The 16,857-nt window shown below is 55.4% G+C and carries 12 protein-coding genes; 1 reads left to right on the top strand and 11 read right to left on the bottom strand.

All coding sequences use genetic code 11. The features are described 5' to 3' along the window. Positions 1-207 precede the first annotated feature (207 nt). The 3 genes from GWQ29_RS12605 to GWQ29_RS12595 all read right to left on the bottom strand — a co-directional run bounded on the left by GWQ29_RS12605 (position 208) and on the right by GWQ29_RS12595 (position 2,778). Entirely contained in the window at positions 208-378 is a 171-nt protein-coding gene (locus GWQ29_RS12605; protein ID WP_005320410.1) for a DUF1427 family protein, read from the bottom strand. A gap of 123 nt (positions 379-501) precedes the next feature. After that, a complete protein-coding gene (locus GWQ29_RS12600) occupies positions 502-1,776 on the bottom strand; it encodes a NupC/NupG family nucleoside CNT transporter (RefSeq protein ID WP_021140884.1) in 1,275 nt (424 codons plus the stop codon). A 213-nt stretch (positions 1,777-1,989) separates the two neighbouring features. Beyond that, a complete protein-coding gene (locus GWQ29_RS12595) occupies positions 1,990-2,778 on the bottom strand; it encodes a TatD family hydrolase (RefSeq protein WP_275919564.1) in 789 nt (262 codons plus the stop codon). A gap of 40 nt (positions 2,779-2,818) precedes the next feature. Between GWQ29_RS12595 and tppF the strand changes: the two genes are divergently transcribed. Then, complete coding sequence (gene tppF, locus GWQ29_RS12590) at positions 2,819-3,433, top strand: type IVa pilus pseudopilin TppF (RefSeq protein WP_275919583.1); 615 nt, start codon at positions 2,819-2,821, stop codon at positions 3,431-3,433. 236 nt (positions 3,434-3,669) lie between these two features. Here the strand turns inward: tppF and GWQ29_RS12585 are convergent, their stop codons facing one another. The 8 genes from GWQ29_RS12585 to GWQ29_RS12550 form a co-directional block, all read right to left on the bottom strand. After that, entirely contained in the window at positions 3,670-4,224 is a 555-nt protein-coding gene (locus GWQ29_RS12585; RefSeq protein ID WP_275919563.1) for a GNAT family N-acetyltransferase, read from the bottom strand. A 74-nt stretch (positions 4,225-4,298) separates the two neighbouring features. Then, on the bottom strand, positions 4,299-5,651 hold the full coding sequence (gene rlmD, locus GWQ29_RS12580; protein WP_275919562.1) for a 23S rRNA (uracil(1939)-C(5))-methyltransferase RlmD: 1,353 nt from the start codon (positions 5,649-5,651) through the stop codon (positions 4,299-4,301). Between the two features lie 191 nt (positions 5,652-5,842). Next, a complete protein-coding gene (amt, locus tag GWQ29_RS12575; RefSeq protein ID WP_275919561.1) occupies positions 5,843-7,285 on the bottom strand; it encodes an ammonium transporter in 1,443 nt (480 codons plus the stop codon). Positions 7,286-8,251: 966 nt separating this feature from the next. Further along, positions 8,252-9,034, bottom strand: a complete 783-nt coding sequence (locus tag GWQ29_RS12570) for a hypothetical protein (protein ID WP_275919560.1) — start codon at positions 9,032-9,034, stop codon at positions 8,252-8,254. Positions 9,035-9,084: 50 nt separating this feature from the next. After that, a complete protein-coding gene (locus GWQ29_RS12565) occupies positions 9,085-10,920 on the bottom strand; it encodes a hypothetical protein (protein ID WP_275919559.1) in 1,836 nt (611 codons plus the stop codon). 11 nt (positions 10,921-10,931) lie between these two features. Then, positions 10,932-12,518: an OmpA family protein gene (locus tag GWQ29_RS12560; protein WP_275919558.1), complete on the bottom strand. Its 1,587-nt coding sequence runs from the start codon at positions 12,516-12,518 to the stop codon at positions 10,932-10,934. Between the two features lie 858 nt (positions 12,519-13,376). After that, positions 13,377-13,652 carry an MGMT family protein gene (locus tag GWQ29_RS12555; RefSeq protein WP_275919557.1) on the bottom strand — a complete coding sequence of 92 codons (276 nt, stop codon included), beginning with the start codon at positions 13,650-13,652 and terminating at the stop codon, positions 13,377-13,379. Between the two features lie 5 nt (positions 13,653-13,657). Then, positions 13,658-16,846 (bottom strand): DEAD/DEAH box helicase family protein, encoded by a 3,189-nt coding sequence (locus GWQ29_RS12550; protein ID WP_275919556.1) that lies wholly within the window; start codon positions 16,844-16,846, stop codon positions 13,658-13,660. Positions 16,847-16,857: the final 11 nt, after the last annotated feature.

The raw sequence follows: 16,857 nt of genomic DNA, 5'->3' as shown, positions 1-16,857 counted from the left end.
ATGAAGACTTGAGAAAGGCCGACGACTTCTGACCCGACTTCCCAATCAATTCCATTTGACCGCCAACACCCGACTTGATCGGGCATTAGTCAATGCCAGCACCCTGCTGGCAATGCCTATTTCAGCCGAGATACCCCGTGTTTGCAAGCCGGATTTGCCAATTTCAGAGGTACCTCACATCTGGCAAATCCGGTACTGGAAAGTGCGTCAAGAGAAGAAACGTGTGAGTACCCAGGAGTAAGCAATGCCCCCAAGATAGACTCCAACGATCCCCATCACCCCGGACAGGACGGGTGGTGCAGGGATCGGCAATTTGAGGAAAGAAAACAACAAGCCAACGATAAAGCCGGCCGCCATCGCCAGTAGCACTTCATTCATATAACCTCCGATTTGACTCATTTTATTATTAGTTTAGAAAGGAAAACGGTTGTCACCGCCCCAAACGCGAACGCCACAGCATTTCGCTGTGGCGTTCGTCTTTACCTGTGTGTCAGGCAAATATTACATGGCAGTCAGTGCCAGGAAGAAGCCTGCGATAGTGGCAGACATCAGGTTGGACAGAGAGCCAGCCAGTACGGCTTTCAGACCAAACTTGGCAATGGTGCTGCGACGGTTCGGTGCCATTGATCCCAGACCACCCAGCAGGATGGCAACGGAGGACAGGTTGGCAAAGCCGCACAGGGAGAAGGAGATGATGGCCTTGGTGTGCTCTGACATGGCCACACCGTTGATCAGTACTTCATCCTTCAGATACGGGGCAAAGTTCAGGTAAGCCACGAATTCGTTCACCACCAGTTTCTGGCCGATGAAGGAACCGGCAACCACGGCTTCGCTCCAGGGTACACCGATCAGGAAGGCCAGCGGGGAGAACAACCAGCCCAGCAGCAGTTCCAGAGAAAGCTCCGGCATGCCGAACCAACCACCCACACCAGAGAAGATACCGTTGATCATGGCGATGAGGCCGATGAAGGCCAGCAGCATGGCACCTACGTTCAGAGCCAGTTGCAGACCGGCGGATGCACCGGCAGCGGCGGCATCGATCACGTTGGCAGGCTTGTCTTCCAGATCGCCTTCAGCAGAGTTTTCGTCATAGCTGGGGGATTCGGTCTCCGGCACCAGCAGCTTGGCGAACAGGAGACCACCCGGCGCGGCCATGAAGGAGGCGGCAATCAGGTATTCCATCTTGACGCCCATGGAGGCGTAACCTGCCAGCACGGAACCGGCAACGGAGGCCAGACCACCACACATGACGGCGAACAGCTCGGAGTCAGTCATCTTGGAGATGAAAGGACGCACAACCAGCGGCGCTTCAGTCTGACCAACGAAGATGTTGGCAGTCGCAGAGAGGGATTCTGTACGGGAAGTGCCCAGTACTTTTTGCAGGCCACCACCCAGCAGCTTGATCACCCACTGCATGATGCCCAGATAATAAAGAACTGCGATCAGGGAAGAGAAGAAGATGATGACGGGCAGAACGCGGAAGGCAAAGATAAAGCCGCCGCCACCGAACACTTCAAACATCTTGTTGCTGACCAGGCCACCGAACAGGAAGTCGATACCATTCTGGCCATAACCGATGACGCTGGAAACGGCATCAGATACACCCACCAGAATATCGCGACCCACAGGGACATACAGTACAAATGCACCCAGACCAGCCTGGATTGCGAAGGCACCGGCCACGGTGCGAATTCTTATTGCCTTGCGGTTGCTGGAGAACAGCACCGCGATAAGGATGAGCGTTGCCATCCCCACCAGACCCATTATCAAATTCATTATTAACACTTCCTCTTTAGTAGCACCTTCCAGCTTGTTAACAACTTGTGTGTTTCTGCTGTCAATCAAGGGTGCGCATTATACTAATTACAGGAAGACAAAGTAGAATGCTGGTCACATTTTATAAGCATGAAATACGCTGGAGGTCGCCAAATTAGACCGCAAACGATTTTTACTCCCTGCAACTTTCAGCACAACGCAACCTGACGTTAATCAAATGTTGCCAAACCCTCTTTCGATCTGGAAAGCACGCAAAGTGGATTCATGTAACACCGAAGCAACATGAGACAATGGCTGTTGCCGCAACTCGGCCAATAGTTGCGCAATTTTTGGCAAGTTGGCGGGGGTGTTTGGTCGCCCCTGCAGCCCTTGCAACGGCATGTCCGGCGCGTCCGTCTCCAGCAGCAAGGCTTCCAGCGGCAGATCGCGGATCGCCTCTCGTGTCTTGTTGGCCCGACCAAAGCTGATCACTCCTCCGACCCCCAATCGAAACCCCAATTGCCAGAATGCCTGTCCTTGTTGCAGCGAACCGCTAAAGGCATGAATGACGCCGCCTCTGGCCGGTTTGAAGCGGCGCAATATTTTCGCGACCGTATCATTGGCCCGCACCGAGTGGATAATCAGTGGCAGCTCATGATCCATGGCCAGCCTGATCTGCGCCTCGAACAGTTCAAGCTGCCCCTCCTGCGGCACATGGGAGCGCAGATCCAGCCCGCATTCCCCAACCGCCACCAGACCGCGAGGCCGGGCAGCCAGCAATCCTTGCAACCGGGTCAATACCCCTGGCGTCTGGGCGCCCACGTACCAGGGATGAATACCCAGTCCATAGGCAATGCCCGCATGCTGTTCGCTCAGCGCCATCACCCGGGCCCAGTTTTCCTCCCCCACGGCGGGAATGATATACTCGCCGACCCCCAGCTGCCGGCACTCGGCCAGCAGCGCCGCCCGGTCGGGATCGAAGACCGGAAAGTCGAGATGGCAATGGGTGTCGATCAGTTGCATGTCACTTTCACCTGTTTGTCGTATTTGATGGGTCTACTCAATAATGAAACGCTCGAACCTTGGCTTTACCCTGATTGAACTGGTGCTGGTCATCATAGTGCTGGGGATCCTGGCCGTCACCGCCCTGCCCCGCTTCATCAATATCAAGGATGATGCGCTCAAGAGCACTGTCTCCACCACCTCAGCCAGCTTTGCCGGTGCGGTGCAACTGGCCCACGCTGGCTGGGCGGTCAAGACGAAAGGGGAGCCGCTGGCACTCTATAACTTTAGCGGCATGGGTAAGCAGGATCTCGATATCAACCGGTTTGGCTGGCCGGTGGGCACCAAGGAAGACCAGGGAGGCCAGAGCCCCGATACCATTTTCCCGGGTGGCGACAGTGATCAGATCTCCGTCAGCAGTCCGGATGATTGCGAGTCCCTTTTCACCGCCATACTGGACACCGATCAAACCGTGGCTGACCAGGGCAAGAAGAGCGCTGACACCCATTACATCTCGCAAGAGCTCAATGTGCCGGATCAGGCCGATAACGGACTCAGTCACAGCAACTGCCGCTATATCCTGCGCGCCTCCATCGACCGCTTCCCGGCCTATCCGGATGGCCTCTCCTTCGACTACAACAGCGTTACCGGGGCCGTGACTCGCAATTTTGATTGAGAGACTCTGCATCGCACTCTGGCTCAGCCTTCTTTGTCTCATCTTCATCATAACGAACCGGCATGCAGCAGCGCCGGTTCTCCGGGGTGAGTCCCCACTCCTGACACCAGCCATCGTAACGGGCCAACCAGCGTAACAAGACACCTTTCATCGTCTGCTCCTTGGGGTTGCTATAAAGCGGTTCTATACCCTGCTCCATTGCCTCATACCGGCCAAGCACAATCGGGCCAACGGCATCATGGCGCTTCGGACGGCAACAGCAGCCCCATGCTGATCTCGTCGACATAGCCCTCGTCCAGCCGATACGCCTGCCGCCGCAACCCCTCATCCCTGAAACCACACTTGCGGTAGAGTGAATGAGCCACCTCGTTATGGGCCATGACACCCAGCTCCAGCCGGTTGATACCCAGATCGCTGGCCGCCTCAATAAGCGTGCGCAGTAACCGCTCTCCCCAGCCCTGACCGCGCGCACTCGGCCGCAGCCCCATCACCACCAGTCCACAATGGCGATTGCGATGCATGTTCCCTCCCAACAGGACGGCAAAACCCTGCACCTCACCGCCCTGGCTCAGCAGCAACATCCGCTGATTGAGGCTGGCCTGCATAGCCGCCAGACGCTGGCGCTGTCCCTCGACATCGGAGGGGCGCTCCCCTGCCTCATACAGCATGAAGCGGGTCTCCCGATCCAGCTGCTGAAAGAAGTGATCCAGCGCCGCCGCATCCTCCACGTTTGCCAGACGAATCGTCATGCTCCCCCTCCCTGTTTGGCTGTTGCGCCGGATCACAGTCATAAAAAAACGACTCCATTTGGAGTCGTTTTTATCAGAGTCATCTGGCCAGTTCAATCAATGGCGATACCGGCAGATCAGTTGCCGGCAGGCAGACTGAGTCTGGCAACCGCTTCAACGTGCATGGAGTGAGGGAACATGTCTACCGGCTGCACCTCATCCAGCACGAAGCCCTGCTTGACCAACCAGGCGAGGTCGCGGGCCAGAGTCTGCGGGTTGCAGGAGACATAGACCAGACGACGCGGTGCCATGGCGACCAGAGTCTGCAGTACCGCCTTGTCACAACCCTTGCGGGGCGGATCCATCACCACCACATCGGCGGTCACGCCCTGGGCGTACAGCTCGGGCATCAGCTGCTCGGCCTTGCCCACATGGAATTCGGTGTGCTCTATGCCGTTGAGGGCCGCGTTGCGACGGGCATCGCTGATGGCGCTCTCGACCGATTCTATCCCCACCACCTTGGCGGCCTTGCCAGCCAGGAAGAGGGAGATGGTGCCGATACCGCAATAGATGTCGAATACAGTCTCGTTGCCGGTCAGCTCGGCATACTCGAGGGCGCTGGAGTAGAGCACGTCAGTCTGGGTCGGGTTGTTCTGGAAGAAGGAGAGCGGCGAGATCTCGAACTCGAGTTCATGGATCTTGTCGCGGATCACCCCTTCCCCCAGCAGCACCCGGTTGTTGGCCCCCAGAATGCGGTTGGTGCGCTCATCGTTGATGTTCTGCACCAGGGTGGTGATGGGCAGATCGCTCAGGGTAGCCAGCAGCTCCGCTTCGAATGGCAGCGCTTCACCCAGGGTCACCAACACCACCATCAGCTCACCGCTCTTGAAACCCTTGCGGGTCATCAGGTTGCGCACGCAGCCAGTGTGGTTCACCTCGTCATAGGCCGCGATGTCATGCTCGCGCATCCAGTTGCGCACACGGGCATTGAGCTCCACGTGCAACGAGTCCTGCACAGCGCAATCGTCGGCGGTGATGAGATCGTGAGAGTGCTTGCGATAAAAGCCGATCTCGGCACCGGCTTCGCAGCCACGCACCGCGTATTGGGCCTTGTTGCGATAGGCGAACGGGCTCTCCATGCCGAGGATGGGGTTGACTGTGGTGTTACCCAACCCGGCCTGCTCCAGTGCGCTCTGCACCAGAGCCTGCTTGAGCTTGAGCTGGGCCGGATAGGCCAGCGGGCGTACCTGACAACCACCGCACTCTGTGTTGGGGCAAAAGTCGGCGACCCGATCGGCAGAGGGCTGGAGCAGCTCGGTGACCTTGCCGTGCAGATAGTTCGGCTTGACCTCGGTCAGCTCCACCAGCGCCTGCTCACCGGGCAGCAGACCCTCGACGAACAGGGGGCGGTCGAACAGGCGTCCTTTGCCATCTCCCTTGTCAGTCAGTTCCAGGATCTCGATCTGGTGTTGATGTCCCACTAACGGCATGAGCGGCTCCAAAGGCATAGAAAATGATGGGGAAAATGGGGCAAGCCCATTAAGGGTGGCAGAGTTTAGCGGAGATCTGCCCAAATTGCAGGCATAAAAGGTTGGGTAAAGCGCACTCTACTTTTGCAGACATAAAAAAGCCGCTGGCATAACCGGCGGCGCACTCTTATTGGCACAGGGCCACGACTGGGTTACAGGCTATAGGCTTTCTCACCGTGGGTGGTGACATCCAGCCCTTCACGCTCCGCATCTTCTTTGACTCGCAGACCGACCATCAGATCCACCAGCTTGAAAGCCACCACAGAGATAACACCGGACCAGAGGATGGTGACTCCAACCCCGATAGCCTGGATCTTCACCTGAGTCAGGATGGAGTAACCCTCCGCAACCTGGTTGGTGACATAGTCCCACACCCCAGTACCACCCAGATCCGGGCTGGCGAAGACGCCGGTCAGCAGGGCACCGAGAATGCCGCACACACCATGCACACCAAACACGTCAAGACTGTCATCGGCGCCAAGCAAGCGTTTGAGACCGTGAACTCCCCACAACCCCGCCACGCCACCCATCAGGCCCATCACCAGGCCACCACCCACACCGACAAAACCGGCCGCCGGGGTGATCACCACCAGACCTGAGACGGCACCTGAGGCTGCGCCCAGCAAGGAGGGACGCCCCTTCATCACCCACTCGGCCAAGGTCCAGGAGAGCGCAGCGGCGGCCGGGGCCACCCAGGTGTTGATAAAGGCCAGCGCGGCGGTGCCATTGGCTTCCAGTGCGGAGCCTGCGTTGAACCCGAACCAGCCAAACCAGAGCAGGGAGGCACCTATCATGGTCATGGTGAGGCTGTGCGGTGTCATGGGATCACGACCGTAACCCAGACGCTTGCCCACCAGATAAGCCCCCACCAGACCGGCTACGGCGGCGTTGATGTGCACCACTGTGCCACCGGCAAAATCCAGTGCACCATGCTGGAACAGATAACCGGCCGTCGCCGTTGCTGCGGCTGCAGCATCAACCGTGGTATAGGCATCCGGGCCAGCCCAGTACCACACCATGTGGGCCAGCGGTATGTAGGCGAAGGTGAACCAGATCACCGAGAACAGCAAGACGGCGGCGAACTTGATGCGTTCGGCGAAGGCCCCCACGATGAGGCCGCAGGTAATGGCCGCGAAAGCCCCTTGAAACACCACATAGATAAACTCGCTGATACCGACGCCTTTGCTGAAAGTGGCCGCGATGGAATCAGGGGTTACCCCCTTGAGCAGCACCTTGCTGAAAGAACCGTAAAGGCTGGTGCCCTCGGTAAAGGCCAGTGAATAACCGTAGATCACCCACAGCACGCAGATGAGCGAGAACAGGGTGAACACCTGCATCAGTACGCTCAACATGTTCTTGCTACGTACCAGACCGCCATAAAACAACGCCAACCCGGGGATCGACATCAGGATCACCAAGGCTGCAGAGAGCAGCATCCAGGTATTGTCACCCTTGTTGATGGTCACGGCAGCCACCACTGGCGCCGCTGCCTGTACAACATCGACCGATGCGGCCACCAGCTCTTCAGCCCAACTGGGGCTGGCCAGCAAGGCGGCAAGCGCCAACCAGCCTGTCATCACGAGTCTCTTGAGCATACTGCCTTCTCCTTCCCTGTCGTCCCGGCACCAGTCCGGGTCCATTTCCTGATATGAATATCGAATCCATGAGTCGCGTCACACACTGAATTCACTTTGTTGCACCACTGTTACTCGGCAGTGCATCGACTTGTCCAGCATCATGGCAATCTCAAAGCATAAAACAGGCCAACTCACTAAATCATTTAAGATCAATATCTTGTGCTCATACAGGCTGAGCAATGCACCAGAGTTGATCACAAGGTACGTCAGCATGGGAGCAAGGGCGCACTTATGCTGTGCAGGGTAGCCCGCTCGCACCGAAATAGAGCAGAGCATAAACCAGAGCTGATGACAGACCGGTGACGACAAAACCGCAGGTGACAACGGGATATACCTGGCTAGCGCCAGTGATGAATGCAGACACAGAGAGAAAGCAGTGAAGAGAGGCAAGCAGTGACGCAATATCCAAGGCCATCAGCAAGGGTGGTCTTTGCTATTGGCTTGGATCTGACAGGGCACAATCATGAGCATGCCGCCACTTTGACGCCATAACACAATGTTCAGACACTGAAAAAACGTAAGGCCACCCGCTTGGGTGGCCTTACGTCATTGAATTCTAATGGTGCCCGGGGTCGGACTCGAACCGACACGATTATTCATCGGCGGATTTTGAATCCAGAAACTGCGGTTTCATAAGGATAGTACGACTCGTAATACCTTGAATCAAGAGGGTTTGAGTTATCTCTAGTTTGCTGTGAGTGAGGCGGGTTTGCACACTTTGCACATTTTTACCCACCAACTAAATGCATTCTTTGTCTGATATAAGAGCCGAAATCAGATGGCATAGGTGAGGGCTGACCGTGTGTCCGCTAGTTTTTGTACTTGTCATGAGAACAGACAAAATCATGAAAAATAAAAGCACCACCATAACGGCGGTGCTTTTTATCTCTACTCACTTGGCTGTTTAAAATCGTTGTAAGACCTTTACTGGACCGAGACAGTGAGCTCAGGATGACCAAATGCAACCAACTGCCCGTTGGACTTGCTGAAATATTGGCCCCAGAAGGTTTCAAGATGTTGGATCATCTTGCCACTGCGGTAGCCGTTCTTGGCATCGGTAGGCACGAAGGCCGCCCCATGCACATAGACCCGCGCACCATTGAAGTCAGCGACCAGATTGGCCTTCTCAACCTTGCTCATCTCGATATCAGGCTGAATGTCACGAATCCCTCGAGACTGATAGAAGCTGCCAAAGTCGCTGTGCTCCAGCATGTCAGACATCAGTAAAACAACATTATCCTTCACTCCCTCCGCAGCCCGGATATCGTCGCCTACCGCCTTGAGGCTAAACAGGATCTCGCTGCGCGGGATATCGGTGGAGGATTTTCCCATGGTCTGCGCGAACCGCTGGCCAAACTGCTGTAACATCTGCTTCGGCTGGGTAGCGAGGCATTGGTCGAGCTTCTTGGCGCTCATTATAGGCACATCACCCACTGTCGATTGGTCAAGTCCTTTCTCCAGCAGTCCTGCATATTTGAGCTGCATGTAGTGGCCTTCCAGATAGGCGGAGAAAGAGTACAGCCGCAACTGATCGCCCGGCTGCAGGAATCGCTTGATATGCTCCCAGGCGGTGCGCTGCAGATCCCGCGTGAGCGGAGTGGTCTGATCCACCACCACCGACAACATGCGACCCGAGGGCTCGGGCTTGAACTCGGTGATCCGGGCCTGTTGATAGCAACTGGTCAGGTCGTTGCGGTCTGCTGCCATAACGGCAGCAGGCAGCAACATTGCCAAAGTCAGGAGGTGTTTCAGAGTTATCACGCTTCCACCTTGTCCAATTGCTGCAGACGACGAGCCCGTTTAAGATCTTCCACTAACGCCCCCTTCTTGTTGGCGACGTATTCCATATCGTCCTCATCGAACTGGGTGAGATCACCCCATGCATGCGGATTAAAACTAGCTACCTTCACCTCCTCGCTGTGAGGCCGTTGAAGGTCAACGTCATGGGCTATCTGTGCCATTTCAACCACTGGAACTACCGTTGCCACTGATGAGACAGGTGCGACAGCAACCGTGGCGGGTTGATAGGGCTGTGGGACCGCTTGGGGCTGTGGCGCGTTGGGTCTCGCGCCAAAGACGGTCACCAATTCGTTGAACTGAGCTTTTTGAGCCATCAGTGCAGGATTATTGATCGCGGCGAACCGAGGCCCGGCAACATCAGTGATCGACCAAATCCTCTCGTTGTCCTTCGCGGCTATCGCCTCTTTCAAGTCCTTGATGGTCTTGGCTACGTAGTCGGTGACCACATCGGTACTTTGCTTGCCGATCTCACGGTTTTTCTTGATATGCTCGATGGTCTCCTGCTCTTCCACGTAGCGCAGGAAGGTGCGGCTGTCCTTGTTATGACTCAGGTCGTCCTTCGTCTTACCGCTCACCCTGAACACCTTGTCCTGCAACGACTGCAACTTCGCCAGAGAGGATTGCGCATCCTGGGCAATGGAGGCAGCTTTGATCTGGTGGTTTCTTACAAACTCTGAGGCACTGTTGTACCTGTGAGTCATCTCCCAGGCTCCTCGCGAGTACGTTCCAGCGAAGCTGTGCCTGAATGCAAGGAAGGTCGAAGTAAACTGAATAAAGACGAACAGGCCTGACAGCACAGCAAAGGTCACCAGTGAAGCACGGTGGATCGCATCAATCTGGTCTTGCGCGGACTTCTGGCTGCTGTTGACCGACAACTCGGCCATGTCAGTCGGCAGAGGGATGTCGTCCTCACCAGACGCAACCGGGAAATCATCAGCGTTCTGGATGACGGCAGTCGGATTCTCGACCAACAATGCTTCCTGTTGGTTCAGGGTTTCGGCACGAACCCAGAACGCAGCGACTGCCAGCCCTATGATGAAGACCCCGTACCCGGCAATGATAGAGAACCGGCGCTGCGGCTGACCGTATTTATCGATCGGCACATTGATCCGATTCAGTAAGTGCTGGAAGCGTTTATCGCCATCATCGTCGTAAGTATTATCGATGGTGGCGTTGAGGGTCTTGGTCATGTCTGCACCATCACGGATCGACTCGTAGGAGAGGATCTTGCTCACTACACCGTTGCGGTAGAGCTGACGGCCTGCAAGCTCGGACAGAGCCAAGGCAATAATTGAGATGACTAAACCCAGGAAGAAAGCGCCAACAATGGCTGTGTTGGGGGTCGCCATGGTGAGGGCAAACGGTGCCAACGCATAGCCAAAGGCTGATGCTTCAATCACCATCAGGACGATCATCAGCAGCCAGATCCCTAAACCCTTCTCCGACCGATCAGCCTCGTCTGCTTTCCCCAGATAATCCAGGTTGCGTTTGAAGTTCTCTTCCGAGGGCTGATACTTCTTGTAGAAGGTATTATAGGCACCACACACACCTTTCTCGCCAGGATTGAAACCTACCGCATTGGGGTTGTCCTCGGACGCCTTCTCGTTTTCGCCCGGGTTCTTGACCCAGGCCGCAATTCGGCCAAACCACGGCATGCGAAGTCGCATTTCCATGTGCCAGTATTTTACTTCGTACCAGTAGACGATGGCAGTCACTACCGCGACCATCAGACCGATCACCAACATGATGATTTGCCAGATCCCAGACAGGGTATGAACAATGTCTTGTATCATTTTTGGAGTCCTTAACGACGCTTTGGCAGGTATTGGGCCACGTAGGCATCACTCTGCTTCGGATAGTAGATTTCGCCTGCAACCGCAGAACCAGATCGTTTGTCGAACACAATGTCCATGCACGACACAGGTGAGGTGGCCTGATTGACGGCAAACACCCGATAGAGGATTTGGGTCTCCCCTTCATAGGTGTTGGCGACCGATTCAATCTTGGCGGTCTGCTTTTTGGATTTCTTGTAGTCCGGGATGAACTGCATCGCGGGCTGCTTAACCACTTTCGCCTCGTCACGCAGTACCGCAACAGGCCCCACCGAGGCAACATGACCATTCACGGCGGCGACCCATGGCTTGCCATTGAGGCCAGGGAAGTATTCTTCAGTCGAATGCTCCGCCAGCGGTTGGTCGTTCTCCAGATTCTTAACTTGGCCCTCTACACGGGGCAGATCCCCTATGCAAGAACTGATAGGTGCACTGGCGTAAGCCGGACTGATAATGGAGAAGGTGGGGGTCTTGGGCGCAATGCTGCCGGTCAGTGGTGAGGAACTGTCGGTAACCAGATGGCCACCAAAGTCGATGGTTCCCTTGCCCGCCAATTTGATCGCTACAGATTCACTGGCTGGGAGAACATCATCCAAGTGAGGTTGATTGGCTTGCTTGTCTTTGATGAGCGCCGCAGCAGTGGCTGTCGACTCGGCAACGCTGGCAGACTTAGCGTGTACTGTCTCAGCCTTCGCCACCTTTTTGGTCACGGAACTGGTAGTGGTAGCCCGTGCGGCCTTGCTCGCAGAGCCGGTACCATGAGCCAAATATTTGGGACTGGCACGTTCCTCACCAACACGCTTGACCAGCAAGGCCTCATTTTGTACCTCGACCAACTCGACCCGGCGGTTCTGTGCCCTACCATCTTCGCTGTCGTTGTTGGCAATCGGTCGGGAAGAGCCTGCCCCCTGGTAGTAGATATCGCTACGAGGCACCCCGGCTGCGGCCAATATCTGGCCCATGGCCCGGGCTCGTTCCTCAGAGAGGCGCTGATTGAACTGAGCGGCCCCGGCTGAATCGGTATGGCCGACCACCAACACCTTCCTGCGTTGATTCTCGGGGAGCTTGGACTGATCTTCCCGCTTGCTGGCGAACTCTTGCGCCACACGGGTCATTTTCCGGTAACCCTCAGTGGTCAGGTTGGCAGAACCTACCGGGAACATCTGGGCGTACTCTACGGACGCTTCAAGTCCAACGGCGGTAGATTCCCCCTTCTGTTTCTGCTGCTCCTGAGCGGTGGCCAATTGCAGCTCTCTCACCTGCATTTTCAAGCCTTCTTCCTTGGCTATTTTTTGCAACCGATCAACTCGGTTTTTGTACAACAGGCCTCCACCACAACCCACCGCGGCACCGGCAATGGTCCCGAGGAGCACCTTGTCGCTACCACCTTGGGTTGCACCAATTGCAGCGCCAGCAAGAGCACCCAGCAGGCCACCACCAACACAGCTGACCCAACTATCACTTTCGGCCACTTTTTTGTCGATGGTTGCACACCCTGTCATCGACACGGCTATGGCCATCGCCAGCGCAGTTGGCCTCGCTATAGGCATCCTAATCATTACTTATCCTTTTTTGTTATGTTTACCTGAATAGCAAGATTTCTTGCCAACCCCTCAATTTACCGTGAGTCAGTCGACAGAACTCGGAGTAAAACGCTGATACACGATTCGATGATGGATTCCTGCACATCGGAAATCGCATCGGGACTGGTCTTAATATTAAATTGCACAATAAATCACCCGCACTCCATGCCGGTGGTAATATGCTCAAGCAGCTCAACAGATTGCTCATTATTTTAATTTTTCAGCCAGCCCCAGGTAATAAGGTTGCTCCTGGGGAATGTTTCAGCAAAAGACAGGCTCTCTTATCCAGATCCCCATCGCCTTACCACTGAGGAAAACCTTCACAAACAAAGAGACACCAAATAGTGTCCGACAATTAATATCGCGGCCCATATTGTGCCTCATGCGAGAACGCAATGCAGCCTCATTATGTGGGTTGCGAAAAGAAATGATCTACAGTGAAATGAAGATTTAATCCTTTTATTTCATGTAATTGCGTGCAATTACGTTGAATGTCAATTAGACTAACTTATGGAGTAGTCAACTAGATCCGGACTCTTAGTTAGGCCCAACCTCGGGTTTCATGAAACATAAAAATGGGTTTAATCTCCTCGGAGGCTGAACCCATTTCTTACTAAATTAGTAGGAGCTCATAGCCCTGCTCCTCTACCTCTTGATAAAACCATGACTGGAGAGCATGAATTTCATCATTCGTTCGTTCTGCAGGAATGCGCGAAAGAAGATAGGCCATCCAGAGATCTGCAACCGAGGGTTTTGAGCTCCATTGCTTGGTCTGAACCACTAACGAGCCAATATCATGGATTCGGTTTGGTACGCGAAAGCCATCTTGTCCCATCACTCTCTCACCTCTTTGAGTGGCAATAGCCAACCTTCTTCCTGCAGCTGCTCCGCCTGTCCGTTTACATCAACGACGCTCCCATCAGCCCCTACTACTCGGTTGGTCCAAATCGCATGACGAACATCTGCTGCCACGGCAGCCTTCAGCATGGAGGCAATAGCTTGAGTACCATGGTCATGGCCATAAAAATGCCGCGAGAGCACCTTATAGCTGGTCACGCTGCCTGCTGGCACCACCACCTTGAGGTGGGCCAACAGGTCTTTCCAGTTCACGCTACTCATAGCTTCCCTTGCAATGGCTTACCAAATCCCTTGAACAGCAGGTCCAGGATCAAACCCTGGATGACATTGGCCGCTTCGGGCCGAGAGAGGTAGTCCAGCGACATGCCGTTCTGGATATCCATCCGCTCGATCACGGCAGCATCGACTGCCTTGGGATAGTCACCCAGCATGATGGCGTCTCGGGGGTTATTTCGAACCTGATCCATCAAGGGCTGGTTTTCCGCAATCTTGCTGGCCATCCCCTGTAGCCAATCCAGCTTGTCCCCATCGGTCACCTCTGTGCCGAACAGATCGTTCAACTGCTCCAGGATGTGAGAGAGGAAGTCTTTCTTCTCCTCTTTTGCTTTGGCACTGCCGAGCGCCGAAATGCCCTGCAAGCCATAACCGGCAGCATCCTCTTTGAGCTTGAGATCCTGAGTTCGCTTGGCCTTGAGGTTGTAATGGCTCAGCAATACTTGGGAGAGGTCAATCTCGTCCTCCTCCAGTACCTCCTGACGCAGCATCGGCAGCAGGTGGCGGGCGAACACGCAGAGCCGCTCCAATGATTCGTCATCAAAGGCGGTGATCTGGGAGACAAACTCATAGAACCGCACATAGCTGTTGAGATCTTTCTTGAAGAGATCCAGCTCACCCCGGGCTTCGGTCGCTTCTTTGACCCGCCGTTCGGCATTTACCTTGTCAGTCGCAGATCCCCCTTCCCGTTCGATGCGTTTGAGCATCTGGCGGCACTCCCGCACAGCCTCACTGGCCAGCTTGTAACGCTTGGTGAACCGCTCGACAGCCGGTTTGATATAACCGGGCAAGGCTTGCGCCCCGCGCTTGGGATCGAAATAGGCATCACTAAACGCCTCCACCTCGCTCCAGGTAAAGATGCCCGTCGCTTTCAGCTTGTGGAACAGGTCATAAACCAGATTGGGATCGGAGACGGTATCGAGGGTGGCTGTCTCAAAATATTTCTGGAACTCCTCCAGCACATCCAGCGGGTCATTGACGAAATCGAGCACAAAGGTGCTCTCTTTACCGGGATAGGTGCGGTTGAGGCGAGACAGGGTCTGGATGCAATCCACCCCTGTCAGCTTCTTGTCCACATACATGGCACACAGCTTGGGCTGATCGAAACCGGTCTGAAACTTGTTGGCCACCAGCATCACCTGATAGTCCTGGGTATCGAACGCCTTACGCATGTCCCGCCCATTGAGCTCGGGGTTCATGTTCCGCTCGTTATAACTCTGCCCTTCCTCTTCGATGTCGCCAGAGAACGCCACCATGGCACGAATAGCACCATAGCCTTGCTCCCTTACATACTTGTCAAACGCCAGCTTGTAGCGCACCGCCTCCAACCGACTCGAGGTCACGACCATCGCCTTGGCCTGTCCACCCAGGAGATTGACCACGTTGGAGCGGAAATGCTCAACGATGATCGCCACTTTCTGGCCGATATTGTGCGGGTGTAGCCGCACCCACTTGGATAGCCGGATGCGAGCCTTCTTGGCGTCAACTTCCTGCTCTTCGCTACTAGAGATGGCCTCTTCTGCCTTCATGGCGAGTTTGTAGGCAAGCTTATAATTGGTGTAGTTCTTCAGCACGTCGAGGATAAAACCCTCCTCGATCGCCTGACGCATGGAGTAAACATGAAATGGCTTGGGCTTGTTATCCGGGCCAAGCGGCATAGCCGGGTTCGCTGGGCGGCCAAACAGCTCCAGCGTTTTACCCTTCGGGGTTGCCGTAAAGGCGAAATAGCTGATGTTCTGGCTGCCGCCACGAGCGGCCAGCGTCATGTTCATCACATCTTCGCCACTGAGCTCCTCTTCCCCATCCAGCTGCTCGGCCATCAAGACTTCACGCAATTGGCGAGCCGTGCTGCCGGTCTGGCTTGAATGCGCCTCATCGGCAACTACCGCAAAGCGAGAGCCTTTCAGCGTGGTCGACTCCTGAATAGCCTTGAGTACGTGAGGGAACGTTTGAATGGTGACGATGATGATGGGAGTGCCACTGGCCAGTGCTTCGGTCAATTGTGCCGACTTGGAGCCATCTCCCTCTTCCCGGTTGATGCGGCTCACCACCCCATCAGCATGGTCAAACTGGGCGATAGTCTCTTGCAACTGGCTGTCGAGCACCGTTCTATCGGTAATCACTATCACCGAATTGAACAGCTTCTCCCCTTTATCCAGGTAGAGTGAGGCCAGCTGATGGGTCAGCCAGGCAATGGAGTTTGATTTGCCAGACCCCGCAGAATGCTGGATCAGGTACTTCTGACCAGCCCCCTCCAGTCCCACCGTGGCCAACAAATTCTGAACCACTTTCCACTGGTGATAGCGAGGGAAGATCATCGTCTCTTTCTTGCTCTGCCGCCCTAGCTCATCCTCTTCCACCTTGACCTCAAGGTGCAGATAGCGGCTCAGTATCCGCAGGAAGTTATCCGGCTGCAGGATCTCTTGCCACAGATAGCCGGTGGCAATGCCCTCCTCACCATTCACTGGCAAGGGCTGATCATTGCCCGCCCCACCCTCACGGGTGCCCTGATTGAATGGCAGGAAGAAAGTCGAGTCGCCCGCCAGCTTGGTGGTCATCGCCACCTCGAACTGATTTACTGCAAAGTGCACCAGTGCCCCACGGCGAAAACTCAGCAGTGGCTCATCACGGCCATTGGTCTTGGGCAAGCGATCTTCGCGATACTGCTTCTTGGCATTCTCCAGCGACTGCTTGAAGCAAGATTTGAGCTCCAGTGTCGCTACCGGGATGCCGTTCAAAAAGAGGGTAAGATCGATACGGCCATCATAGCCATGGGGGCTATAAACCAACTCGGGCACAACCCGCAGCCGGTTGGCGTGATAGCGAGCCAGCAGCTCGGGATTCAAGTCATGATCAGGCTTGAAGCTGGCGACCTTGAGTCGATGGCCGCGATCTTCAATCTGATTACGCAGCAACCACAGGGTTCCCCCCTCACTGCGTTTAAGCTGGCGTACCGCACCGTCCAGCAGGTGGCGTTCCGGCTGCTCGCCATAGGTCTTGCAGTATTTCTGCCACCCCTCAGGCTGGCTCTCTTGCACAAAGGCGACCAAATCTTCCGGGTAGAGTGCTCGCTCTTTATCGTAGTGAGACGACTCGCCCGCCAGCCAACCCGAAGCGGCCAGCTGCGTGATGATATGGTCTTGAAATGCCTTTTCCCGTGCTTTGTTATCCATTGTTATCGCCA

It is taken from the genome of Aeromonas sp. 2HA2 (assembly GCF_029237345.1).
GTDB lineage: Bacteria > Pseudomonadota > Gammaproteobacteria > Enterobacterales > Aeromonadaceae > Aeromonas > Aeromonas salmonicida.
The sequence above is the reverse complement of the archived record's forward strand: the minus strand, read 5'-3'. Positions and strand labels throughout refer to the sequence as shown.